The organism is Kocuria atrinae, assembly GCF_039531425.1.
Lineage (GTDB): Bacteria > Actinomycetota > Actinomycetes > Actinomycetales > Micrococcaceae > Kocuria > Kocuria atrinae.
The window spans coordinates 12,755-36,548 of sequence record NZ_BAAAQA010000017.1 but is presented as its reverse complement, the minus strand read 5'-3'; the positions used below and the strand labels follow the sequence as shown (position 1 = coordinate 36,548).

19 protein-coding genes are annotated in these 23,794 nt (G+C 64.0%); 6 read left to right on the top strand and 13 right to left on the bottom strand.

The window, feature by feature from the left end:
* Positions 1-42 precede the first annotated feature (42 nt).
* Positions 43-2,766 carry a cation-translocating P-type ATPase gene (locus ABD283_RS08875; RefSeq protein ID WP_344224631.1) on the top strand — a complete coding sequence of 908 codons (2,724 nt, stop codon included), beginning with the start codon at positions 43-45 and terminating at the stop codon, positions 2,764-2,766.
* Between the two features lie 100 nt (positions 2,767-2,866).
* Here the strand turns inward: ABD283_RS08875 and ABD283_RS08870 are convergent, their stop codons facing one another.
* The 6 genes from ABD283_RS08870 to ABD283_RS08845 form a co-directional block, all read right to left on the bottom strand.
* Positions 2,867-3,421 (bottom strand): DUF501 domain-containing protein, encoded by a 555-nt coding sequence (locus ABD283_RS08870; RefSeq protein ID WP_344224630.1) that lies wholly within the window; start codon positions 3,419-3,421, stop codon positions 2,867-2,869.
* An 86-nt stretch (positions 3,422-3,507) separates the two neighbouring features.
* Complete coding sequence (locus ABD283_RS08865) at positions 3,508-4,089, bottom strand: FtsB family cell division protein (protein ID WP_344224629.1); 582 nt, start codon at positions 4,087-4,089, stop codon at positions 3,508-3,510.
* Positions 4,090-4,276: 187 nt separating this feature from the next.
* A complete protein-coding gene (gene eno, locus ABD283_RS08860; RefSeq protein ID WP_344224628.1) occupies positions 4,277-5,560 on the bottom strand; it encodes a phosphopyruvate hydratase in 1,284 nt (427 codons plus the stop codon).
* Between the two features lie 76 nt (positions 5,561-5,636).
* On the bottom strand, positions 5,637-6,395 hold the full coding sequence (locus tag ABD283_RS08855) for a MazG nucleotide pyrophosphohydrolase domain-containing protein (protein WP_344224627.1): 759 nt from the start codon (positions 6,393-6,395) through the stop codon (positions 5,637-5,639).
* A complete protein-coding gene (locus tag ABD283_RS08850; RefSeq protein ID WP_344224626.1) occupies positions 6,392-7,531 on the bottom strand; it encodes an adenosine deaminase in 1,140 nt (379 codons plus the stop codon). The genes ABD283_RS08855 and ABD283_RS08850 overlap by 4 nt, the downstream gene beginning before the upstream one ends.
* A gap of 3 nt (positions 7,532-7,534) precedes the next feature.
* Positions 7,535-9,448, bottom strand: coding sequence for a hypothetical protein (locus ABD283_RS08845; protein WP_344224625.1), 1,914 nt, complete (start codon positions 9,446-9,448; stop codon positions 7,535-7,537).
* A gap of 395 nt (positions 9,449-9,843) precedes the next feature.
* Between ABD283_RS08845 and ABD283_RS08840 the strand changes: the two genes are divergently transcribed.
* Entirely contained in the window at positions 9,844-11,736 is a 1,893-nt protein-coding gene (locus tag ABD283_RS08840; protein WP_344224624.1) for a cholesterol oxidase substrate-binding domain-containing protein, read from the top strand.
* Between the two features lie 73 nt (positions 11,737-11,809).
* On the opposite strand, the gene ABD283_RS08835 is transcribed toward ABD283_RS08840, so the two are convergent.
* From ABD283_RS08835 to ABD283_RS08805, 7 genes are all read right to left on the bottom strand, one after another.
* Positions 11,810-12,202 carry a cytidine deaminase gene (locus tag ABD283_RS08835; protein WP_344224623.1) on the bottom strand — a complete coding sequence of 131 codons (393 nt, stop codon included), beginning with the start codon at positions 12,200-12,202 and terminating at the stop codon, positions 11,810-11,812.
* 2 nt (positions 12,203-12,204) lie between these two features.
* Positions 12,205-13,515 (bottom strand): ABC transporter permease, encoded by a 1,311-nt coding sequence (locus tag ABD283_RS08830; protein WP_344224622.1) that lies wholly within the window; start codon positions 13,513-13,515, stop codon positions 12,205-12,207.
* Positions 13,512-14,720: an ABC transporter permease gene (locus ABD283_RS08825; protein ID WP_344224621.1), complete on the bottom strand. Its 1,209-nt coding sequence runs from the start codon at positions 14,718-14,720 to the stop codon at positions 13,512-13,514. Before ABD283_RS08825 ends, ABD283_RS08830 begins: the two co-directional genes overlap by 4 nt.
* A complete protein-coding gene (locus ABD283_RS08820) occupies positions 14,717-16,285 on the bottom strand; it encodes an ABC transporter ATP-binding protein (protein ID WP_344224620.1) in 1,569 nt (522 codons plus the stop codon). The genes ABD283_RS08825 and ABD283_RS08820 overlap by 4 nt, the downstream gene beginning before the upstream one ends.
* A 31-nt stretch (positions 16,286-16,316) precedes the next feature.
* Positions 16,317-17,408 (bottom strand): BMP family lipoprotein, encoded by a 1,092-nt coding sequence (locus tag ABD283_RS08815; protein ID WP_344224619.1) that lies wholly within the window; start codon positions 17,406-17,408, stop codon positions 16,317-16,319.
* A gap of 99 nt (positions 17,409-17,507) precedes the next feature.
* Positions 17,508-18,761, bottom strand: coding sequence for an amidohydrolase (locus tag ABD283_RS08810; protein ID WP_344224618.1), 1,254 nt, complete (start codon positions 18,759-18,761; stop codon positions 17,508-17,510).
* Between the two features lie 64 nt (positions 18,762-18,825).
* A complete protein-coding gene (locus ABD283_RS08805) occupies positions 18,826-19,941 on the bottom strand; it encodes a mannose-1-phosphate guanylyltransferase (RefSeq protein ID WP_344224617.1) in 1,116 nt (371 codons plus the stop codon).
* A 326-nt stretch (positions 19,942-20,267) separates the two neighbouring features.
* On the opposite strand from ABD283_RS08805, the gene sdhC reads away from it, so the two are divergent.
* The 4 genes from sdhC to ABD283_RS08785 all read left to right on the top strand — a co-directional run bounded on the left by sdhC (position 20,268) and on the right by ABD283_RS08785 (position 23,767).
* The gene (gene sdhC / locus ABD283_RS08800) at positions 20,268-20,645 is read left to right on the top strand and encodes a succinate dehydrogenase, cytochrome b556 subunit (RefSeq protein WP_016996138.1); all 378 of its coding nucleotides are present in this window, start codon (positions 20,268-20,270) and stop codon (positions 20,643-20,645) included.
* Between the two features lie 4 nt (positions 20,646-20,649).
* Positions 20,650-21,135 carry a succinate dehydrogenase hydrophobic membrane anchor subunit gene (locus ABD283_RS08795; RefSeq protein ID WP_344224615.1) on the top strand — a complete coding sequence of 162 codons (486 nt, stop codon included), beginning with the start codon at positions 20,650-20,652 and terminating at the stop codon, positions 21,133-21,135.
* A 104-nt stretch (positions 21,136-21,239) separates the two neighbouring features.
* Positions 21,240-22,991, top strand: a complete 1,752-nt coding sequence (gene sdhA / locus ABD283_RS08790) for a succinate dehydrogenase flavoprotein subunit (RefSeq protein ID WP_344224613.1) — start codon at positions 21,240-21,242, stop codon at positions 22,989-22,991.
* Positions 22,991-23,767 (top strand): succinate dehydrogenase iron-sulfur subunit, encoded by a 777-nt coding sequence (locus ABD283_RS08785; RefSeq protein WP_344224612.1) that lies wholly within the window; start codon positions 22,991-22,993, stop codon positions 23,765-23,767. Before sdhA ends, ABD283_RS08785 begins: the two co-directional genes overlap by 1 nt.
* The last annotated feature ends 27 nt before the right edge of the window (positions 23,768-23,794 follow it).

Sequence of the window (23,794 nt, the reverse complement as noted above, 5' to 3'; positions counted from 1 at the left end):
GATTTCCCTGCCTGACACGCGACAACACGATCGAGACCAACGATGACCTCAGAAATCGGCCACGGCATATCCAGCCAAACGTTCCACGCGCTCTCGCCGGAGCAGGCCCTACGGGAGTTGGGTTCGCAAGACTCCGGTCTGACCACCCCGCAGGCAGGAGAGATCCGTGATCGGGTGGGGCCCAACCGGCTGCCACCCGCCCAACGGAAACCGGCGATTCTGAGATTCCTGGCGCACTTCAAGAACGTGCTCATATACATCCTGTTGGTCTCCGCGGTCATCACGGCCTTCTACCGGGAATGGGTCGACTTCTGGGTGATCATTGCCGTGGCCGTGGGCAACGCGGTGATCGGTTTCGTCCAGGAGGGTCAGGCGGAAAAGGCTCTGGCCGGAATCCGCAGCATGCTCTCCGTGCACGCTTCGGTGCTGCGCGACGGCGAGTGGCAGCAAGTGGACGGCGAGGACTTGGTGCCCGGCGACGTCGTTCGGCTGGGCCCCGGTGACAAGGTGCCCGCCGATCTGCGCCTCCTGGACACCAATCGCTTGGCCATCGATGAATCCGCGCTCACGGGCGAATCCGAGCCCAGCGACAAGCACGCCGAGGCCGTGGCGGAGGACGCCGGCATCGGTGATCGCACCAGCATCGCCCACTCCGGAACCGTGGTCACCCGTGGCACCGCGCTGGGCGTGGTGGTCGCGACCGGCTCGAACACGGAGATCGGTCGCATCCAGTCGCTGGTGGACGATATCGACCAGCTGGCGACGCCCCTGACCGAACAAATGGACCGCCTGGGCAAGCATTTCGCGCTGGGCATCTTGGTCGTGAGTGCCGTGATGATGCTGATTGCATGGTTCATTTATTCGATGCCCACGCAGACCGTGCTGAGCTCGTTCATCAGCTTTGCCGTGGCCACCGTCCCCGAGGGTTTGCCCGCACTCGTGACCATCACGTTGGCGCTGGGCGTGCAGCAAATGGCCCGTCACAAGGCCATCACCCGCACCATGACAGCCGTGGAGACACTCGGCGCGGTCACCACCATCTGCTCCGACAAGACCGGCACCCTGACCCGCAATGAAATGACCGCGCGGGTGGCCTCGGTTCCCGGCGGTCGCTTTGCAATCACCGGCGAGGGCTACACGGATCAGGGCACGGTCATGGCCTCCGGCGAGGCCGCCGAGGAAGCCTCCCGCAATGCACGGGCGCTCGCGCGCGCCGTCGTGCTCTGCAACGACGCCTCACTGCGCGGGACCGGCGAGCGCATCGAGATCGTGGGCGAACCCACCGAGGCGGCGCTGGCGATCTTCGGACGCAAGGCCGGGTTCGACGCCGTTCCCTACACTCGTCTGGGCGCCCTCCCCTTCGATTCGTCGAACAAGTACATGGCCGTACTGAGCGAGGCTCCCCAAGGCGAACGTGAGATTCTCGTCAAGGGCGCCCCGGATCGGTTGCTGCAGCGCTGTTCGACCCAGTTGCCGGACGAGTACGGAGCCACGGAGTTCGATCCGGATGCGTGGGAACGCGCCAACACGGAGCTGGCCTCCCAGGGGCTGCGAGTGCTGGCCGCTGCACGGAAGACCGTGGCCGCCGGCACCACATCCCTGGCTCACGAGGACCTCGACGAGGGGCTGGAATTCGTGGGGCTCGTGGGCCTGGTCGACCCGCCGCGCGAAGAGGCCATCACCGCGGTGGCGTCCTGCCACGGGGCCGGAATCAACGTGAAAATGATCACCGGAGATCACGCGGAGACCGCCCGAGCGATCAGCCGCGAACTAGGCCTGTCCAACAACGACGATCCCGTAGTGGTGACCGGTGCCCAGGTCGAGGCCATGACCAAGGAGGAACTGGTCGAGCGCGTCACGGACGTGGACGTCTTCGCGCGGACCAGCCCCGAGCACAAGATCCGCATAGTGGATGCGCTCCAGGCCCGCCGCGAGGTGGTGGCCATGACCGGAGACGGCGTGAACGACGCCCCGGCGCTGACCCGAGCCAACGTGGGTATCGCCATGGGCATCAAGGGCACGGAAGCCACCAAGGAAGCGGCTGACATCGTGCTCGCGGACGACAACTTCGCCACGATTGAGGGCGCGGTCCACGAGGGCCGGCGGATCTACGACAACATCCGCAAATCCGTGGTGTTCCTGCTCCCCACGAGCATCGGCATGGGCCTGGTGGTGCTGGCAGCAGTGCTGCTCGGATCCGAGCCGCCGCTGCGGCCCACCCAGATCCTGTGGGTCAACCTGGTCACCGCTATCACGCTGTCCATCACGCTGGCCTACGAACCGGCCGAGCCGGGCATCATGCAACGCCGGCCCCGCGACCGCGATGCCAACCTGCTTCCCGTGTCCCTGTGGTTACGCGTGGTGTGGGTGGCGTTCTTCATCGGCGCGGCAGCATTGCTCTCCTACCGGGTCATGAGTGACTCGGGTGCCACGGACGCGGTGGCCAGCACCACGGCGGTGTCCGTGCTGGTGCTGGGTCAGATCTTCGTGCTGTTCAATTCGCGCTTCCTGCACTTGTCCAGCCTGCACCCGCGTGCGATCACGGGGAACAAGGCCACGTGGATCTCCACGGGCATTCTCCTGGCGGTACAGATGGTCTTCACTTACGCGCCGTTCATGAACGCGTGGTTCGGTTCTGCTCCCTTGGGTTGGGCGGAATGGGGTTTCGCACTGCTCAACGGCGTGGTGATCTTCCTGCTCGTCGAACTGATCAAGGCCGTGCAGAACCGCGGCGGACGCGGGGCGCCCACGTCGGTGAGGCGCTAGCGGTCCAGAACCTCGCGCCCGCGGTGGATCGACCGAACAAGACGGCGCCCGCCTCACGAATGGTCCGTGGGGCGGGCGCCGCGGTATGCGGTGAACGCGGTCAGTCGGCCGTGCGCCACTCCGGGGCGCACGCGCAACGTTCCTGGGTCCAGGTATCCGCGATGAGCTCCAGGGTCTCGTCGCCCAGAGGATTCACGCCGGGGCCGGCAGCAAGACTGTGCCCCACCAACACGTGCAGGCATTTGACGCGCGTGGGCATACCTCCAGCGGAGATGCCTTCGATTTCGGAGACCTCGCCGATACCGGCCTTTTCGCCGATCCGACGCCGCTCCCCCAGGTAGTGCTCGTGCGCGGCCTGATACTGCTCCGCCAACTGCGCATCATCCTTGATCCGGTCGGACATACCGTACATGCTGCCCTCGGCCTCCAGCCGGGACACCGCTGATGTGATCACCGGGTGCGTCAGGTAGAACACCGTGGGGAACGGGGTGCCATTGGCCAACCGCGGTGCGGTGGCGACCACCAGGGGGTTACCGCACACGCAGCGTGCCGCGATCTCCACCACGTCACGCGCTGGGCGGCCGAGCTGGTGGCCCACCACGGTGAGATCCTGCTGGGTCACTGCTGGGTCGTGAGTCGGCTGTGCTTCAGTCACTTGCGTACTACTTTCCGGCGCGCTGCTGGGCCAGGTCGTCGAGGGAGACGGATCCACTGCGAACATGATCCGCCAAGAGGAAAAGGTTACTGCTCCGGCTCTACCGGGGCGATGTCCGGTTCGGTCCGCGGGAAGGCAGAATCCACGACCGACTGCCACAGGCCGTCCGCCCACGCGGGCTTGCCCGCCTCGACCTGTTCGGCAGAGGATTCCGCAGCCTGGCGACCCGTCTGTTCAGCACCCAGCACAAGGTAGGCCCGTTCACCGGGCATCACATAGAACATGCGCTCGCGGGCCTGCTGCTCCACGTACGCCTCATCACCCCAGCGTTCCTCTTGCAATTTGAGCTGCTGCTGTTCTTGTTCCTTGGCCGCGATGGACTCCTCGAGAACCGCGATCTGAGCCCGCTGGTCGAAAAAGATTTTCGCGGTGGGCGCCGCCAAGAACAGGATCAGCGTGGCCACCACGATCAGGGCAATGAGTCGGCCGTTGAACGAGTGTGCCGGGGTGGGCGCGGTCACCGTGGACGATCCACCGCCGGAGTGCCCCGCACCAGAAGCGGGCATGCGCTGACCCGATTCCTTGGCTCGACCCGCCGCAGATGCCTTCTGTTCTGTGCCCTGCTTCTTGCCGGAGAACCGGGGAATCCTGGGCCTGGGGCCAACCATGCACACCTCCCGCGCTCCACGGTGGTCTCAGCTTGAGACGCACCTTGATCAATCCTGCGGTCATTCTAGCGACCCGAACTTGGCTGTTTCCCGCACGCCTCCGCGCGAGCCTCCCCACACGCAACCGCCCGGTCCCCCGCGAGGGGAACCGGGCGGTTCGTTCAGCCACTGCTGTGGGTGCAGTGTCTTACTTGGCGGAGAAGCGCGGGAACGCGGAAGCGCCGGCGTAGCGGGCGGCGTCGCCGAGTTCTTCCTCGATGCGCAGCAACTGGTTGTACTTGGCCACGCGCTCCGAGCGTGCCGGGGCACCGGTCTTGATCTGGCCGGCGTTCACCGCCACGGAGATATCCGCGATGGTGGTGTCCTCGGTTTCGCCGGAACGGTGCGAGACCATGCAGCGGTAACCGTTGCGCTGAGCCAGTTCCATGGCGTCGAAGGTTTCCGTGAGGCTGCCGATCTGGTTGACCTTCACGAGCAGCGCGTTGGCCACGTCGCCGTCGATACCGCGGGCCAGACGCTCCGGGTTGGTCACGAACAGGTCGTCACCGACCAACTGCACCTTGTCGCCAATGGCCTGGGTCAGGGTGGCCCAGCCTTCCCAGTCGTCCTCGTCCAGCGGGTCCTCGATGGAGACCAGCGGGTACTTCTTGACCAGGTCCGCGTAGTAGTCGGACATGTCCTTGGCGGAGCGCTTCTTGCCTTCGAAGGAGTACTTGCCCTTCTCGAAGAACTCGGAGGAAGCCACATCCAGAGCCAGTGCGATGTCCGAGCCCGCCTTGTAGCCGGCCTTCTTGATGGCGTCGAGGATCAGGTCGAGCGCCTCGGCGTTGGACTTGAGATTCGGCGCGAAACCGCCTTCGTCACCCAGACCGGTGGACAGGCCGCGATCCTTGAGAACGGACTTGAGCGAGTGGTAGACCTCAACGCCCCAGCGCAGTGCCTCTGCAAAGGTGGGAGCGCCGATCGGAGCAATCATGAACTCCTGTATGTCCACGTTGGAGTCAGCGTGGGAGCCACCGTTGAGAATGTTCATCATGGGCACCGGCAGCACGTGGGCGTTGGGTCCGCCCAGGTACTTGTACAGCGGCAGGTCCGCGGAGCTTGCTGCGGCCCGAGCCACGGCCATGGACGCGCCCAGGATGGCGTTGGCGCCGAGCTTGGACTTGTTATCGGTGCCGTCCAGGTCGAGCATTGCCTGGTCCACGGCGCGCTGATCGGAGGCGTCCAAGCCCACGATGGCCTGTTCCAGGTCCTCGTCCACGGCGTTGACGGCGTCCAGAACGCCCTTGCCCAGGTAGACCTTCTTGTCCCCGTCACGGCGCTCGGCTGCTTCGAATTCGCCCGTGGATGCTCCCGAGGGAACTGCCGCGCGGCCGAAACTGCCGTCCTCGAGCAGTGCCTCGACCTCTACGGTGGGGTTGCCACGTGAGTCCAGAATCTGACGGGCTTGCAAAGCAATGATCATTGCCATGGATAATCTCCTTGCTGGTCGTTGACCTATCGGGCGGTGCCCTGTCTTCAGCCTACCGATCTCGGTCGGTTACGGGCTAAATGGGCCGATTATTCGTGTGGATGTAACGTCGCACGGCGCCGCGCAAAGCACGTTCCGCGTCCAGTCCCTCCGCCGACGCCGCTCGCACCTGTTCCAGCAACCGGTCACCGAATTCGGCTTCGGCTCGTTCCAGGGTCGCAGTGTCCTTCGGTTCCGAGGGCGATGGCTTATTTTCCACGCCGTGTCTGCGTGCCTTGGACAGTGCCTTCTCCGCGAGCGCGAGGGCTGGAAGGGCGGGCGGTATCCCGTCGAACACGTTGGTGCGGTGCGGCTTTTCAGAGCGCTTGACGGCGTCCCACCGGGCGGAGAGTTCTTCGTTGCTTGCGGCGGGCTGAGCCTCCACCGGAGAAACTGCCGAATCGTCCCCGTTCTGTTCGCCGAACACCAACGGGTGTCTGCGCACGAGCTTATCGGTCACGGACGCGATGATGTCCGTGACGTCGAAGGCCTCGTCGTCTGCATGTTCCTGCCCGATGCGCGCGTGGAAGACGACCTGCAGCAGGATGTCGCCCAGTTCCTCGACGAGTTCCGCCCGAGCGACGGCAGCGTTGTCGCCGCCGTTGACCGGTGACTCGACCGCCTCGACCACCTCGTACGCTTCTTCCACGAGGTAGCGCAACAGCGACGCGTGGGTCTGTGCGCCGTCCCACTCGCAACCGCCCGGTGAACGCAAGCGGTTCATCACGCCCACGAGTTCCTCGAACCGCTCCCCCGTACCCTCCGGGACCGCTTGTGAGACGTCTCGCGAGCTCACGCGGAGGCCTCCTCGATCCGTTCGACCAACCAGTCCTGATAGGCGCGGGGCACGAACGCCGCCCGGGCCGCGTTGAGCTGAATGTCCGCCAGATCCTGATTGGTCCAGCCGGCTTCCGAAAGCAGCAGGGACATTTCGTGTGACACGGAGGTCGCACTCATCAGCCGATTATCCGGGGATAGCGTGACGGTGAACCCGGATCGGTGTAGCTGGGTGATCGGGTGGTCCTTGATGGACTCTCCCCAATGAGTGATCGCACCGGTCTGCAGGTTGGAACACGGGCAGACCTCTAGGGCGATGCGGCGGTCACGAACCCACCGGGACAGCTGCCCGGTCGCGTCCGGGTCGTCCTCGAGCAGGCGTACGCCGTGCCCGATCCGCAACGCGCGGCCGGATACCAGTGCATCCCGGATGGAGTCCGGGCCGTCCGCCTCACCGGCGTGCAGCGTGACGGGCACGAGGTTCTCTGCCAGCAGGTCTAATGCCTCCCGGTGATCCGATGCGGGGAAACCCTTCTCGGGGCCGGCCAGGTCGAACGCGACCACCGAACCCGGTGCGGGCTCGCCAGGAACGTCCCGGTGCGACGTCGTACCGGCCGCCGCTCGCGCGCGCTGGACCACCAGCTGCGCAATCTCGTGCGACTTGCCCAAGTGACGCATCGCGCACAAGATCTGCACGGCAGAAATATGACCGCCCGAGGCCTTGACCCCGGCCACGCCACGCGCCAGACCATCTTGAACGGCGTCCACGGCCTGCTCGAGCGTGAGGCCACCGCCCAGGTGCTGCTCGGGTGCCCAGCGGACCTCGGTGTGGATGAGACCGTCCGCAGCGCAGTCGAGCACGTATTCCTCTGCAACACGCGCCAAGGACTCGGCGTTCTGCATGACCGCGGTCGTGTGTTCGAACGTGGTCAGGTAGCGCTCCAAGCTGCCGGAATTAGCGCTGTCCTCGAACCACCGGCCCAGAGCCACCGGGTCCGTCTCGGGAAGTTCGTGGTTGATCTCTCGTGCGAGCTCCACAATAGTGGCCGGGCGCAGGGCACCGTCCAGGTGATCGTGGAGACACACGGCTGGGATAGGCCCGAGGGCCCCATCCATAGCGCGGATGGAGCCCTCGGTGGAGGTTGACTGCCTCATGAATCAGTAATTCCAATCCTGCAGAGCGTCGTTCATGTGCTGGGGAATGTTGGAGCCGGTGCGCGGGAACATGCGCAGCTCCTCCAGGTAGTTCTGCCCCGGCAGTCGCTGCTCGTAACGCACGAAGGCTTCCTCGTCCGAGTAGTCGAAGGAGACCTCCGGGGGCACGCCCGGGCGGAAGCGGAACATCATGGCCAGAGGAGCGCCGGAGCCTTCCACGTAGGAATCGTCCTTGAGCTCCTGAACCTTCAAGAGGTTCTCGGGAACCAGGTCGAACGTGCCGCGCTGATCCCAGAAACCGTTCAAGCGAACGTGGGTCAGGGCGTCGTAGTAAGTACCCAAAGCACGAACGCGAATCAGCACGGTGGACACATCGCGTGCTGTACCACCCTGGCCGAACAAGTGACGCTGGGCCTCGCTCAGGCGGGACTGCACGTCCGCCAAGGTCAGCACCAGGTTGCCGGTAGCCGGGGAGTCGCCACTGGGTTGTTCGCTGGGTGCGGTGTAGGACGGTGCCACATCAGCACCCTGTGCCACCTGCGGAGCGTCCGTGGGATCGTCGTCGGCGGCGAGGGCGGCAGCACCGGCACCGGTGGGAGCCACCGGGGATTCGGGCTCGGTGAAGCCGCCGAACTCGGCCTCGTCCACGTGTTCCGGCAGGTCGTTGCGGTCATCGCGCACCGAATCGCGCTGACCCTCCGCGTGATCCTCGGCCCCGTGACCGTCCAGCACCGAATCCTGAGCGTCCCGATCTGCCTGTTCACCGAAGGTGGCGTCAGAATCGGCGCGCTGCGAATCCTCTGCCAGGAGGGTTTCGTTCTGCTCGGCGTCCTGCAGGGAATCATCGCGGAGGGACTGATCGCGGTCACCCTGGTTCTCGGCGGGCATCACGATGGGGTCTGGGTCATTCTTGGTCACGATATGACCGTCGGCCACCGGGGAGGCGTCCGTGCCGTCCACCACGCGCACCGACTCGATGTCCGTCTCCGAACGATCCTGGGTCGCGTCGCGGTTCAGCCCCGAAGCCACGCCCGCTCCAGCGGCCGCGCCGACACCCGCGCCGGCCATGCCCGCACCCGCCGACGACGTCGAATCGCCGTGGGAGCGCGCCTCATCGGCACGCAGATCTTGGGCGCGCGCGTCACCCACGCGATCAGTGCCGTGCGATGCATTCTCGCGGTTGACCGCCTCATCACGCGCCGCATCATCAAGGTGCCCCTCAGTACGAGAGGTGCTCTGAGCGGCGTCGTCCTGGCGAACGGTGTCATGTGCACCGGCTGTGTCGGTGCCATGACCGGTCAGGGCGCGGCCCTGGACGTAGCTCTCCTTGCGGGACTGGCCGCTGGGGAACGCGTAATCGACGGTGACCTGGCGCTGACCGTTCTGCTCGGGTGCCACGGCCACATCCAGCTGGCGCCACGGGCCCACCGGAGTGTTCATGGCCTGGGTGTAGAGATCGGCTACGTCGTCGAACAAGGGCGACCCCTGATCCACGGTGCCGTTCTCCACCTCGTCCTGAGCGTCACCGTGCGCCTGGCGCGTCTGATGCGTCATCACGTTGCCGGACTGCACCAGCGTCAGGCGAGCGCGGTCCGCGCCGCGGGACAACAAAATATCCACCAGGTTGCGCAGCGGGCCGTCCTCCGGGAGCTGCTGAACATCATCACCCTGCACAGCGGAGTTCTGCGCGGACGGGTTGTGCGCGGCGCGACCCTCATGCTGTTGACCGGTGTCTGCGGTAGCTACGCGGTCGTCCAGGCCGCGTAGCTGAGGCGCATTGCCGACGGGGGCACCCTGCGCAGACGAGTCTGCATTCTGGGGTCCGCCTGCGCGGGGATCATTGGCGGGCGCTCCGGGTGATGGCTGCGGAGTGCTGGGGGTGTTGCCTTTACTGCGGAACAAGTCTCTCAAACCCACGTGTAAATTCCTTCCGGACCGTCGCTTACTCTTCTGCCAAAGTATAGGGCTGCGCACCGACTCCCCGGTGGGAATTCAGGCCAAGAATGTCTATGAGAATGCATGGCGCACCCTTCCGGCCTTGTGGGCCGAATAGTGTACAACTGTTGATTTTCGTCCCCTAAAGTTCCTACTCGTTCGGCCGGGAGCCAACCGGGCTCCCTTGGCAAGATATAAGGAGACCGGATAACCGGATCTACTGAGAAGCATCGGGGAACAAGGGGTCGCGGGGCAATGGTGGGCTGCCATTGCACAATGTTGATCGGGCTGGATCAACGTTACGCGTGTTCGACGGTGCCCAATTCTTCATGCGCCGAGCTCGCACTGGGTGTCCGCGCATGCCATAGGAGCTCATCATGCCCGCACACAGACTGTCCACATCGCAGCAATTGACGCGAACAGCACGCTCCCTGCGGCGCTTCTTCTCTCCTCGGTCGACCATGGCAGCAGCCGGGGAGGGTGTACCGCTGGGTCAGCCGAGGCACCGAGCATCGACCCCGGGATCTGCCGCTGTGGAACATGAAGGCATCAACCGCCGAACCGCGCTCGCTGCCGCAGCGGTTGCCGGCGGCGGGTGGACCCTTTCCACCATGCTGAGCCCCGCAGAAGCCGCCGTGCGCGTACCTGGCAACCCGGCACCCGCGCTGCCCTCGGGGATGACACCGTGGCTCGAAGTTTTCGTTAATTGGTCCGGCGAGACCCGCACCGCTCCCCTCTGGACCGTGGCACCCACGTCTGTCGATCAGGTTGTGAAGCTCGCCCGCTGGGCGTCGACCAACGACTGGAAACTGCGGGCCCGCGGTTATCAGCACAACTGGTCCCCGCTGAGCGTCGATCCTGGAAGCACCCAGGAGACCCGAGTTCTCATGGTCGACACCGTCAAGCACCTGAACAGCATCAGTGTGGATCCCACCAGCAAAACCGTGACCGCTCAGGGCGGGGCATCACTTGAAGCGGTTCTCAACGCCGCCAACAACCGGGGCTTGGGCATCATGCATCACCCAGCCCCGGGAGACGTCACCATCGGCGGCGCCCTCGCCATCGCGGGGCACGGAACCGCTGTACCCGCTTCTCGCGAAACTCGACCCGCCGGAGCGACCTACGGTTCGCTGTCCAATCTGGTGGTCTCCATGGAGGCAGTGGTCTGGGACGAACCCGCGGGTGACTACGCGCTGCGCCGATTCGAACGCACCGACCCGGAGATCGGCCCCCTGTTGACGAACTTGGGGCGCACCATCGTGACCTCGGTCCAGTTGCGCGTGGCCCAGTTGAGCAACATGCGCTGCCGTAGTTACATCACCGTGCCCACCTGGGAACTGTTCGCCAAGCCCGGTTCGTGGGGTCGCACGGTGGACTCGTACCTGCGGTCCTGCGGGCGTATCGAGGTCATTTTGTTCCCGTTCACGTCCTTCCCGTGGGTGAAGACCTGGGAGTTCAGTCGCTACAAGCCGCTACTGTCCCGTTGGACTTCCTCGCCCTACAACTACGTGTTCTCGGACAACATCCCGCAGCCGATCTCTGACCTGTTCAAGAAGATCCAAACCGGCGCTCCGGCGGTCGCCACGCAATTGGGCCCCGCCCAGCAGAAGATCACCGCGACGTCTCTGACCACGTCCTTCGTGTCCGATCTCTGGGGCGCGCCCAAGAACTTACAGTTGTACGTGCGACCCAACACCCTCAAGGTGACCGCCAACGGCTATGCGATCCATTGCCGCCGCGCGGATGTACAACGGGTTCTGCACGAGTTCTACAACTATTACAAGTCCAGCGTGAACAACTATGCGGCGCGTTGGCGGTTCCCGGTGAACGGTCCGCTCGAAATCCGCGTCACGGGCGTGGACAACCCAGCAGACGTGGAAATCCCCGGCGCTGTCATGCCCACGCTCTCCCCCTCCCGGCCGTTCGCGGACCATCCGGAGTGGGACACCGTGGTGTGGTTGGACATCCTCACCTTCCCGGGAACCCCGTACTCCCTGCAGTACTTCCAGGAGTGCGAACAGTGGATCATCAATAATTACGCCTCCTATGCCGGTGTCCGCATGGAATGGTCCAAGGGCTGGGGCTACTCCGCAGAAGGCGCATGGCAGAACCAGGACATCCTGCAGAACCAGGTTCCCCGCTCGTACACCCGGGGCCAGCCTGCCGATCAGGGTTGGGACACCGCGGTGCGCACCCTGGAAAAGCTGGACCCGTCCAGGATCTATTCCGCGCCCCTGCACGACCGGCTCATGCCACCGAGCAACGGTTGAGCTTAACCAACCATGAAAGAACCCGGATCATCAGCGATGATCCGGGTTCTTTCATCTCACGGAGTACCAAGCACTACCCCAGGTTCTGTGGCCCAAAAGCATCTGGGAGCACCTGGTCCATGCTGCGCACACCGCTCACAGTGAGCAGCTCCATGCCGGGTGCACGGTGCTCGTAGAGCAATTGGCGGCAGCGACCACAGGGCATGAGTACATCTCCGTGGGCATCCACGCACACGAAAGCCGCGAGCTTGCCGCCGCCTGACATGTACAGGGCGGAAACCAGCGAGCATTCCGCACACAGGGTGACCCCGTACGAGGCGTTCTCGATATTCGCGCCGGTGACCACACGCCCGTCGTCCACGAGCGCCGCGGCACCCACCGCATAGTTCGAGTAGGGCGAGTACGAGTGCTGGAGTGCGTCGGTAGCGGCCTGCTTGAGGCTGCGCCAGGCGGCGTCGTCAATCATGGTTACTCCTTCACGTAAGGTTCGCCGGACGCTGCGGGACCGCGGGAGGCCCCGACCAGGCCGGCGACGGCCAGGATGGTCACGATGTAGGGCAGCATGGCCAGGAACTGGCTGGGAACGGACGTGCCCAGGAACGACAGGATCGACTCCAAATTGGATGCAAAGCCGAACAGCAGCGAGGCGAGCAGGGCACCCACCGGGTTCCAGCGACCGAAGATCAGCGCGGCCAGGGCGATATAGCCGGCGCCCGAGGTCATGTCACGGGTAAAGGCAGAGACCGAGACAAGCGTGTAGAACGCGCCGCCCAGACCGGCCACGGCACCACCCATGAGCACGTTACGAACGCGCAGGGCGTTGACGGACACGCCCAGGGTGTCGGCGGCCTTGGGGTGCTCGCCCACGGCGCGGGTCCGCAGGCCCCACCGGGTGCGGTACAGCGCGTACCAAACGACAGCCACCGTCACGTACATGATGTAGCCGATGATCGACTGGTCGAAGAAGACCGGACCGATCACGGGGATCTCGGACAGCACCGGGATGGTGATGTGCGGTAAGCGTGCCGGGGAGTTGAAGTCCGCGGCGTTCGGCTGTAACACGGTCGCGAAGATGAAGCCCGTCAGACCCGAGACCAGAACGTTGAGCACCACGCCCACGATCACCTGGTTCACGCGGTACTTGATCGAGAAGATCGCCAACACCAGGGAGACGAGCATCGAACCGATCACGGCAGCCAGCAGACCCACCCACACGTTGTTGGCCACCGTGGCCGCCACAGCGGCGGAGAACGCGCCGAACAGGAGCTGCGCCTCGATCGCAATGTTCACCACGCCGGATCGCTCACACAACAAACCGCCCAGGGAACCGAAGATCAACGGCGTGGCCAGGGCCACAGAACCCGCGAGCAGCGCCGTCACCGAGATGCTGGGTGTCTGCGCGGTACCCACGATCCACACGAGGAATCCAGTGACGAAGAAGAATCCTGCCAGGATCAACGCCCAGCGAGGCAGGCTGCGAGCTCTGACCGCGGCGAAGACCGCCAACGCGGCCAGCGCAGCGGCGACCACCCAGCCATACGCTGTGATCGGCACGGACAGGTTGGGCAGCTGAACGGCGTCGCCGGAGTCGGAGAGCCGGAATTCCACGGAACCGCTTGCCGCGTTCAACGCGAACAGGAGCAGTGCGACGAGGGCCAGGATCGCCAGACCAATGGCGGGGCGGAAGGTACGAACACCCACGTTCCGGTTCGCGGCGGCGGTGGCCAGTTCCTCCTGCGGCGCGTTCGAGGAGTCGGGGGCTGAGGTTACGGTACTCACGCTGCCACCTCCTTGCGACGAGACTTGAGTTTCAGCAGCGGCGGCAGAGCCACGAACAGCACGATCAGTGACTGCACGACCAGCACGATGTCGATATTGGTTCCGGTGGACGTCTGCATGGTCACGCCGCCGGCGCGGAACGCGCCGTAGAGAATGCCCGCGAAGAACGTGCCCCACGGCTTGGAGCGGCCCAGCAGGGCCACGGTGATGGCGTCGAAGCCGAACGACGCCGCGATGCCCACGGTGAGCGAGTGTTCCGTTCCCGCGATCTGCGCGGTACCGGCCAGACCGGCCAACATACCGGCGATCAACATGACCACCACGAAACCCTTGGTCACCGAGATACCGGCGGTGCGCGCTGCTCGCGGATTGGCACCCACGGCGCGCAGTTCGAATCCGATGGTCGACCGGTTCAGCAACCAGGCCACGGCCACGGTCGCCGCGATCGCCACGACGAAGCCCCAGTGCAATCGAAAGCCGTCGCCCAGCAGCTTGGGAAACATCGCAGTTTCCGCAATGGGCGGGCTGATGGGGTTGGAGGATCCCTCGCGTTGGAAGGTCGACAGTGTCAACAGCCAGGAGACAAGGTTGATCGCGATGTAGTTGAGCATGATGGTCAGGATGACCTCGTGCGCACCGGTTCGTGCCTTGATCAGGCCGACGACGCCGCCCCAGATGGCACCACCCAGCGCACCGGCCACCACAACCACGAGCAGGTGAAGTCCCACGGGCAGCTGCCACGCGAAGCCCACGTAGCCTGCCAGGGTTGCACCGATCAGGATCTGGCCCTGCGCACCGATGTTGAACAGGCCCGTTCGGAAGGCCAAGGCAACGCCCAGACCCGCGAGGATCAGAGGAGTGGCCACGGTCAGCGTTTCCGTCAGCGGGTAGAGCTTGCCGGCCAGGCCAGTGCCGTCCGGGTTGTACACGGCGCCGTGGAACATCGCGATGTAGGCGCTGGAAGCCGCGTCCCACATGGCGGTGAGAGTGTCCCCCGGCCGTGCGAAGAAGTAGCCGGCTGATTCGCGCACCGTCTCATCGGTGGCCGCGATCAGTAGGCCACCCAGGATCAAGGCGGCCAGAACAGCCAGCACCGACTGCAGCGTGGAACCCAACAGTGACCGGCGGAAATCGTCCGGATTCAGTTCGACCGGCGAGGGTGCGGACACCTGATTGGATTCCGGGGAGGTAGTCGTGGCGCTCATGCCGTGTGCGTCCCCTCGTGTTGATGGTGATCTTGGCTGTCGTCCCAGGGAGCCGGGGGCAGGACCTCGTCCGCCGTTTCACCGGCCATCATGCGACCCAGTGTTTCCCTGGGGGTGTCCGGGGGAACGATTCCCATGAGGCGGCCGTGGAAGAACACGGCGATCCGGTCCGCGAGCGCGTACACCTCGTCCAGTTCCGTGGACACGATGATCACGGGCACGCCCTTGTCGCGTTCGGCCACAATGTGTTTATGGATGAACTCGATGGAGCCCACGTCCACGCCTCGCGTGGGTTGGGAGGCGACAAAAAGTTTCAGTGGCCTGGACAACTCACGAGCAATGACCACTTTCTGCTGATTCCCGCCGGACAACGTGGAAACCGGTGAATCCACCGAACCTGTGCGGATGTCGTAGCTGTCCACGGCCTGCTGCGCGTTCTCGCGCATGGCGCCGAGCTTCAGGGACGGCCCGGAGGCGAATTCTCGGTCCTTGTAGCGGTCCAGGATGAGGTTTTCGGAGACGGAGAAGGGGCCCACGAGACCTTCGGTCGAGCGGTCCTCCGGGACGAATCCGACACCGGCCGACAGTACATCGCGGACACCGCGCCCCACCAGTTCGTGGTCCTCAAGTTTGATGGAACCGGTGACGTGGTCGGCCAGTCCCACAAGAGCCTCGGTCAGTTCCGTCTGTCCGTTGCCCTGCACGCCCGCCACGGCCAGGATCTCGCCCGGTGCCACCGTGAAAGATACGTTGTCGACCAGCACCACACCGTTCTCCCCCACCACGGTGAGGTCGTTGACCTCCAATGCGGAGCCAATGGCGTGAGCCGGCTTTTTGTCCACGGTCAGTGACACATCGCGGCCCACCATGAGTGCGGCCAGCTGGTCGGTGGATGTTTCCGGGCCGACCTGACCCTCCACCTTGCCGCGGCGAATCACGGTGATCACGTCAGAGACGGCCTTGACCTCGCGCAACTTGTGGGAGATGAACACGATGGACGTGCCGTTGTCGCGCAACTGACGCATGATGTTGAGCAGCTCGTCGGTTTCCTTGGGCGTGAGCACCGCGGTGGGCTCATCCAGGATGAGCACCTCTGCGTCACGCACCAGGGCCTTGATGATCTCCACGCGCTGCTGCACACCCACCGGAAGGTCCTCGACGATGGCGTCCGGGTCCACTTGGAACCCGTACCGGTCCGAGATCTCACGGATCTTCCGACGGGTGGTGTTCAGATCCAGTCCCACGCCCTTGGTGGCCTCGTTACCGAGAGCCACGTTCTCGGCCACGGTGAACACCGGCACCAACATGAAGTGCTGGTGCACCATGCCGATCCCGGCCGCCATAGCGTCACCGGGACCGGAGAACGTCACGGGCTCGCCGTCGATCTCGATGCTGCCGGAGGTTGGTTCGTACAACCCGTACAACACGTTCATGAGGGTGGACTTGCCCGCGCCGTTCTCCCCGAGCAGGCAGTGGATCTGATGCGGCTCAACCGTCAGATTCACATTCTGGTTGGCCGTGAAACCGCCGAATTTCTTGGTGATGTCACGTAGCTCTAACTTCACAGATTCACTCCTGCCCGGGGGCGGTGACTACTTACGCCTGGGGCGCGTTCTCGGATTCGACCTTGACCTTGCCGTCAATGATGTCCTGCTTCAGCTGCTGGACTTCCTTGTCGAGCTCTTCGCTCACGGAGTCCTGCTGATCGTGGTACGGCGCCAGACCCACGCCACCGTTCTCAAGGGTGCCCACGTACAGGCTGTTGTCGAAGTTGCCCTCGACAGCCTCGGTCACCACGTCCTCCACGGAGGTGGACATTTCCTTGAGCACTGAGGTGAGGACGTATTCCTTACCGGTGTCCAGGGTCTCGTAGCCGTCGGTGTCGGGCCAGATCAGGCGCACGTTGTCGCCACCGTTATTGGCTTCGGACACGGCGTCCAGGGTGCCCTGGGCTGCCTGACCGGCCACGGGCAGGACCACGTCCGCGCCGTCGCCGATCAAGTTCTGAGTGATGGTCTTGGCGCGCGACGAATCCTGGAACGAAGTCAGGAATGTGCCGTTCTGGGACTCCTTGTTCCAGCCCAGAACCTCCACGTTCTCGTCCTTCTGCTCGTTGTAGTGAGCCACACCGTCCGCAAAGCCGTCCATGAACACGGTCACGGTGGGGATGTCCATACCACCGTAGGTCGCGACCTTTCCGGTCTCGGAAGCTCCCGCGGCCAGGTAACCGGCCAGGAATGCAGCTTCCGCCGTGTTGTACACGATGGGCTTGACGTTGTCCGCTTCGATGGACTGGTCGTCCACGATCGCGAAGTTCTTGTCCGGGTTGGCCTCTGCCACCTTCTTGGTGGTGTCAGCGAGCAGGAAGCCCACGGAGACGGTGAGGTCACAGCCCTGTTGTGCCATGGAGTTGAGGTTCGGTTCGAACTCGGTTTCGGCCTGGGACTCAGCCTCTTTCAGCTGAATCTGCAGTTTGTCCTCGACGGCCTTGAGGCCCTCATAGGATGCCTGGTTGAAGGAACGGTCCTGGAAGCCGCCGTCGTCGGACACGATGCAGCCCTTGAAATCCTGCGCTTCGGAATTGCCTTCGCTGGATTCTTCGGGTGCCTGGCCGCAACCGGCGAGTACGAGACCGGCCGCGCCGGTCAGTGCAATGGCGCTCAATGCGCGCGAGTAACGAGGGGTCATCATTGTCCTCCGGTGATACGAGAGAAGGGACTCTCTGGATGGGGAGGCTACAGAAGTTACTCCCCGGAAACTTTAGAGAGTCTCAGTGTAGCCACGGGATCACTCGACGAGTGCCGAGTCCGCTGTGTCGTGGAGTTCTCGCACGCGCAAGCGAATCGCTCGCAACGCCGTGGAGGCCATCACCTGAACTCCGCAGCTGATGGCCTCTTCCTGCGGAGCGTAATCGGACTGGTGCAGATCGTAGGCGGGCCCGCCGGGAGCCCTGGTACCCAAGCGCATCATGGCGCCGGGCACGTGCTGCAGGAACCAGGCGAAGTCCTCGCCGCCCATGGACTGTTCCACGAGCATCACGCTGTCCTCGCCGAGTTCGGCTCGGGCGGCGATTTCCAGCAGAGTGGTTTCCGTTTCGCCGTTAACCACGGGCGGGACACCACGAATGTGTTCGAGGTCCACGGTCACGCCGTAAGGAGCCGCCACCTGTTCGACCACTTCGTCCAGTAGACCGCCGGCTTGGTGCCAGGCCTCGGCGTCGAGGCAGCGCATGGTGCCGGCCATGAAACCGGACACCGGAATCGCGTTGGGGGCGACACCCGCGTGGAACTGACCCCACACGACTGCCACGCCGGAGCGAACGTCGATTCGGCGTGAGAGCACAGCGGGGACGTTCACGGCGATCTGACTCATCGCATACACGAGATCCTCGGTCAGATGCGGGCGCGACGTGTGGCCACCGCGGCCGGAGAGTTCGATCCGTACGGTGTCCGACGCGGAAGTGATCGCGCCGATGCGCGTTCCCACGTGGCCCACGTCCACCTTGGGTTCGCAGTGCAGCGCGAACATCCGGGGTACGCCGTCCAGCACGTTCTGGTCGATGATGGTCAACGCTCCGCCGGGCAGCTTTTCCTCAGCGGGCTGGAACACCACGCGCACGGTTCCGGCGAACGGCGACGAACGATGCAGGTCAGCCAACACCTGCGCGACACCCACCATGATGGTCGTGTGAATGTCGTGACCGCACGCGTGCATCACGCCGTCGTTGACGGAGGCATAAGGCAGGCCGGTGTTCTCCTGAATGGGCAGTGCGTCGATGTCCGCGCGCAGACCCACCATCACGGGACCGCGACCCACATCCACGTAGCAACCGGTCGCGGAGAAGCGCACCGGGTTCAGGCCCACGGCCTCGAGAGCGGTGACGATGCGATCGGTGGTCCGGTACTCCTCGTAGGACAGTTCCGGATGCTTGTGGATGTCGCGCCGGAACGCAATCAGCCCGGGGAGGTAATGAGACAGCAACGGCCCGATGGCTGGGGGCAGGCCGATGTCATCGGCGGACGGCAGCGGAAGATCCAACATGGTTTTCAGCGTACCGCCGTGCGCCCCGATTGGGGTTGAACAGCGCCGACAACTGTGTCATGGACTACAGGACGTCCGTGTCACCGTTCTCCTTCAGGGAGTTCACGGCGTCCTTGACGCGCTGAGCATGCTCCGCAGTCGTGACGAGCAGGGCGTCCGGGGTGTCCACCACCACGATGTCCTGTACGCCGATCAGAGCGATCAAACGGCCAGTGTCGGACACCACGATGCCCGAAGATTCGTCAGAGAGCACCCGGTTGTTCTTACCCAGGATCGCCACGTCCGAATCCCCGCTGGGGTCCACCTGGTTCAGACGGTTGATCGCGGCGAAGTCCCCCACGTCCTCCCATGTGAAATCACCGGGCACCATGGCGACGTCGCCGGCGGCCGCTGCGGGTTCGGCCACGGCGTAGTCAATGGCCGTCTTGGTCAGGGTGGGCCACACTTCATCGACGACGGCGTCGCGGCGGTCCGTGTCCCAGGCGTCGGCAATCACGTCCAGACCGGCCGCCAACTCGGGTTCACTCTGCCGGAGATACTGCAGCATGAGTCCGACCGGGGCCACGAACATGCCTGCGTTCCATGTGTAGTTACCGCTGGCCACGTACTGGCGCGCCGTCTCCTTGTCCGGTTTCTCCACGAATTGCTCCACCGTGAGCGCGTGGGGCGCCTGCTCGAGACCCAGAGACTCCCCCGCTTTGATATAGCCGAAGCCGGTCGCCGGTGAGGACGGCGTGATGCCGATCGTCACGATGCGACCGGTGGCCGCGGCTTCCACTGCCTCTTTGACGACGTTCTGGAACGTCCCTGCGGGCTCGACCACGTGATCCGCAGCGAACGACCCGATGATCGCGTCCGGATCGCGGCGGGCGATGAGTGTGCAAGCCAGGCCGATGGCAGCAGCAGAATCCTTGGGTGACGGTTCCAACACCAGGTCGTCACCGGTCAACTCCGGCAGTTGCTCCTGCACTGCGCCGGCGTGGCTTCGCCCGGTGACCACCATGACCGGCCCCGCGGAGAGTCCCGCCAGCCGGTCGTAGGTGGCGCGCAATAAAGAGGAGCCTGAACCGGTGAGGTCCAGCAGGAACTTGGGGGCATCCGCTCGGGAGAGCGGCCACAGCCGCGACCCCACACCACCGGCGGGGATGAACGGATGGAAACGTTGCAATGGCGAAGTCACGAGCGCCAGTTTACGGCCCGTTCGGCACGGGCGTGGACAACTCCTTGTTCAGCACCTGTGGTCTGTGTTGTGGGCGGCATCAGAATCACGCAGGAATAAGGATTAATTTGAGCACACCCACATGCCGTAATTGCACGGAATTCCGGCCCGGTGCAGTTAGCGACACGTTGTCAGGAAATAGCTCACAGGCTGGTATCTTTGGATCGAAATAGCGCATCATCCATGACAGAGCCAGCCAGGGCTCCGCTTACGCCGTGTAGCAGCGCGAATCCCGTTTTTTATTGAACCAGTGCGCACGACGACGAGCGACACAGGGAGGTTATTCCGTGGCGAACTCATCCAGGGGCACCCTTTACCGCGGCCAGTACGGCATGTGGTCTTGGGTTGCCCACCGTATTACCGGCGTGGCCATCTTCTTCTTCTTGTTGGTCCACGTCCTTGACACCGCCTTGGTCCGGGTATCCCCCGAGGCCTACAACGCGGTGATGGCAACCTACAAGAACCCCATCATGGGCCTCGGCGAAGCGGGGCTCGTTGCAGCCATCGTGTACCACGCCTTCAACGGCCTGCGAATCATCCTGATCGACTTCTGGAAGGGCGGCACCAAGAATCAAAAGGGCCTGCTCTGGGGCGTCATTGCCCTGTGGGTCATCGTCATGATTCCGTTCCTCATCCGCCACCTGTCGATCGTATTCGGAGGCTGATTCCGTGAGCACACCTCTCAAGACCAAAATCCAGGTCCCCCGCAGCCGGGACCTCGAGGTGAACGGCGTCAAGTACAACCGTTCCGGCTCCTCCCGCAGCAACTTCGAAATGCTCGCGTGGCTGTTCATGCGCTTGTCCGGCATCGTGCTGGTTGTCCTGGTGTTCGGTCATCTGTTCGTGAACCTCATGGTTGGCGAAGGCGTCCACGCCATCGACTTCGGCTTCGTGGGCGGCAAGTGGGCCAACCCGTTCTGGCAGGTCTGGGACCTGATCATGCTGTGGCTCGCCATGCTCCACGGCACCAACGGTGTTCGCACCATCATCGACGACTACGCCGAGCGCAGCGGTACCCGTTTCTGGCTGAAGGTCCTGCTGTTCTTGGCATCGGGCTTCATCATCCTGCTGGGCACCCTGGTGATCTTCACCTTTGATCCCTGCCCCGCCGGCGCCGATCCGGAGCTCCTCGCTTCCTTCTGCCACGCCGCGTGATGAATTGAGCGGCGGAGCCTACAGGCTTCGCCGCTGGGTCCTTTGATCGCCCGGAACAGGCACGTTCACTTACTTCACTCATCCACATAGAAAGAGCATCTGGTATGCAGGTTCACAAGTACGATGTGGTTATCGTCGGCGCCGGTGGCGCCGGCATGCGCGCCGCCATTGAATCCGGCCAGCGCGCCCGCACTGCCGTACTGACCAAGCTCTACCCCACCCGGTCACACACCGGCGCAGCCCAGGGTGGCATGTGCGCGGCTCTGGCCAACGTCGAAGAAGACAACTGGGAATGGCACACGTTCGACACCGTCAAGGGTGGCGACTACTTGGTCGATCAGGACGCCGCGGAAGTCATGGCCAAGGAGGCCATTGACGCGGTTCTCGACCTCGAGAAGATGGGCTTGCCCTTCAACCGCACGCCCGAGGGCAAGATCGACCAGCGTCGTTTCGGTGGTCACACCCGGGACCACGGTAAGAACCCCGTTCGCCGTGCGTGTTACGCCGCCGACCGCACCGGTCACATGATTTTGCAGACGCTCTACCAGAACTGCATCAAGCACAACGTGGAGTTCTACAACGAGTACTACGTGCTCGACCTGATCATGGTGGACACCCCCGAGGGCCGTCGCCCCGCTGGCGTGGTCTCCTACGACCTGGCCACCGGCGAGCTGCACGTGTTCCAGGCCAAGTCCGTGATCTTCGCTTCCGGTGGTGCCGGCAAGGTCTTCAAGACCACGTCCAACGCACACACCCTGACCGGTGACGGCATGGCCATCGCGTTCCGCGCGGGTCTGCCGCTGGAGGACATGGAGTTCGTCCAGTTCCACCCGACCGGTCTTGCAGGCCTGGGCATCTTGGTGTCCGAGGCGGCACGTGGCGAGGGCGGCATTCTGCGTAACTCGGACGGTGAGCGCTTCATGGAGCGCTATGCCCCCACCATCAAGGACCTCGCACCCCGTGACATCGTGGCCCGCTCCATGGCCAACGAGGTCCGTGAGGGCCGCGGTTGCGGTCCCAACAAGGACTACGTCCTGTTGGACCTCACCCACCTGGAGCCGGCTCACATCGATGCCAAGCTCCCGGACATCACCGAGTTCGCTCGTACGTACCTGGGTGTGGAGCCCTACACCGAGCCCGTCCCCGTGTTCCCCACCGCGCACTACTGCATGGGTGGCATTCCCACGGACATCAAGGGCGAGGTCTTCCAGGACTCCGAGACCACCATTCCGGGTCTGTACGCAGCCGGTGAGGTCGCGTGTGTTTCCGTGCACGGCTCCAACCGTTTGGGCACCAACTCGCTGCTGGACATCAACGTGTTCGGCAAGCGCGCCGGTATCTACGCAGCCGAGTACGCACGCGACGCAGAGTTCCTGCCGATCCCGGATGACGCCACCGTGCGCACCGAGGCCCTGCTCGACAACGCGCGCAGCGGCCACGGCAGCGAAAAGGTCGGTGCCATCCGCAAGGATCTGCAGGACACCATGGATCTGAACATGCAGGTGTTCCGTACCGCTGAGACCATCGAGCAGTGCCTGTCGGACATTGCCGCATTGGAAGAGCGTTACGCGAACATCTCCATCCAGGACCAGGGCAAGCGTTTCAACCTGGACCTGCTGGAAGCTGTGGAGTTGGGCTTCCTGCTGCAGTTGGCCAAGGTCATGTCCGTGGCCGCCCTGCACCGCGAGGAATCGCGCGGCGGTCACTTCCGCGAGGACTTCCCCGACCGTGACGACGAGAAGTTCATGCTTCACTCCATGGTCTACGAAGATCCCTCCTCGCCCACGGCCGGTATCCGTCAGGAGACCAAGCCCGTGATCTTTACCCGTTACGAGCCGATGGAGCGTAAGTACTAATGTCCACTGCAGTAACTGAAAACGAGAACCAGGACGTTCAGCAGGATTCTTCCGCTGAAGAGATCCCCACCTACGACGTCACCCTCAAGGTGCGTCGCTACGATCCCGAGTTCAGCGAGGATGCCCACTGGGACGAGTGGCAGCTGACCATGTACGGCACCGACCGTGTGTTAGACGCCCTGCACAAGGTCAAGTGGGAGTTGGACGGTTCGCTGTCCTTCCGCCGCTCGTGCGCACACGGCGTGTGCGGTTCCGATGCCATGCGCATCAACGGCCGCAACCGTCTCGCGTGCAAGACCTTGTTGAAGGACCTTGATCTGGACAAGCCCATCTTGGTGGAGCCCATCAAGGGTCTTCCGTGCGAGAAGGACCTGATCGTGGACATGGAGCCCTTCTTCCAGTCCTACCGAGAGATCATGCCGTTCCTCGTGAACGACGATCACGAGCCCACGTACGAGCGCTACCAGTCCCAGGAGGACCGTGAGCGCTTCGATGACACCACCAAGTGCATCTTGTGCGCGGCATGCACCTCGTCCTGCCCGATCTTCTGGACCGACGGCCAGTACTTCGGCCCTGCAGCGATCGTGAACGCTCACCGCTTCATTTTCGACTCGCGTGACCAGGCCGGCGACATGCGTCTGGAGATCCTCAACGACAAGGAAGGCGTGTGGCGTTGCCGCACCACCTTCAACTGCACCGAGGCATGCCCCCGTGGCATTCAGGTGACCAAGGCCATTGCCGAGGTCAAGAAGGCGGTCTTCGCCAGCGCCCTGTAAGCAACGGTCAGTGAAGTGGCCCGGATC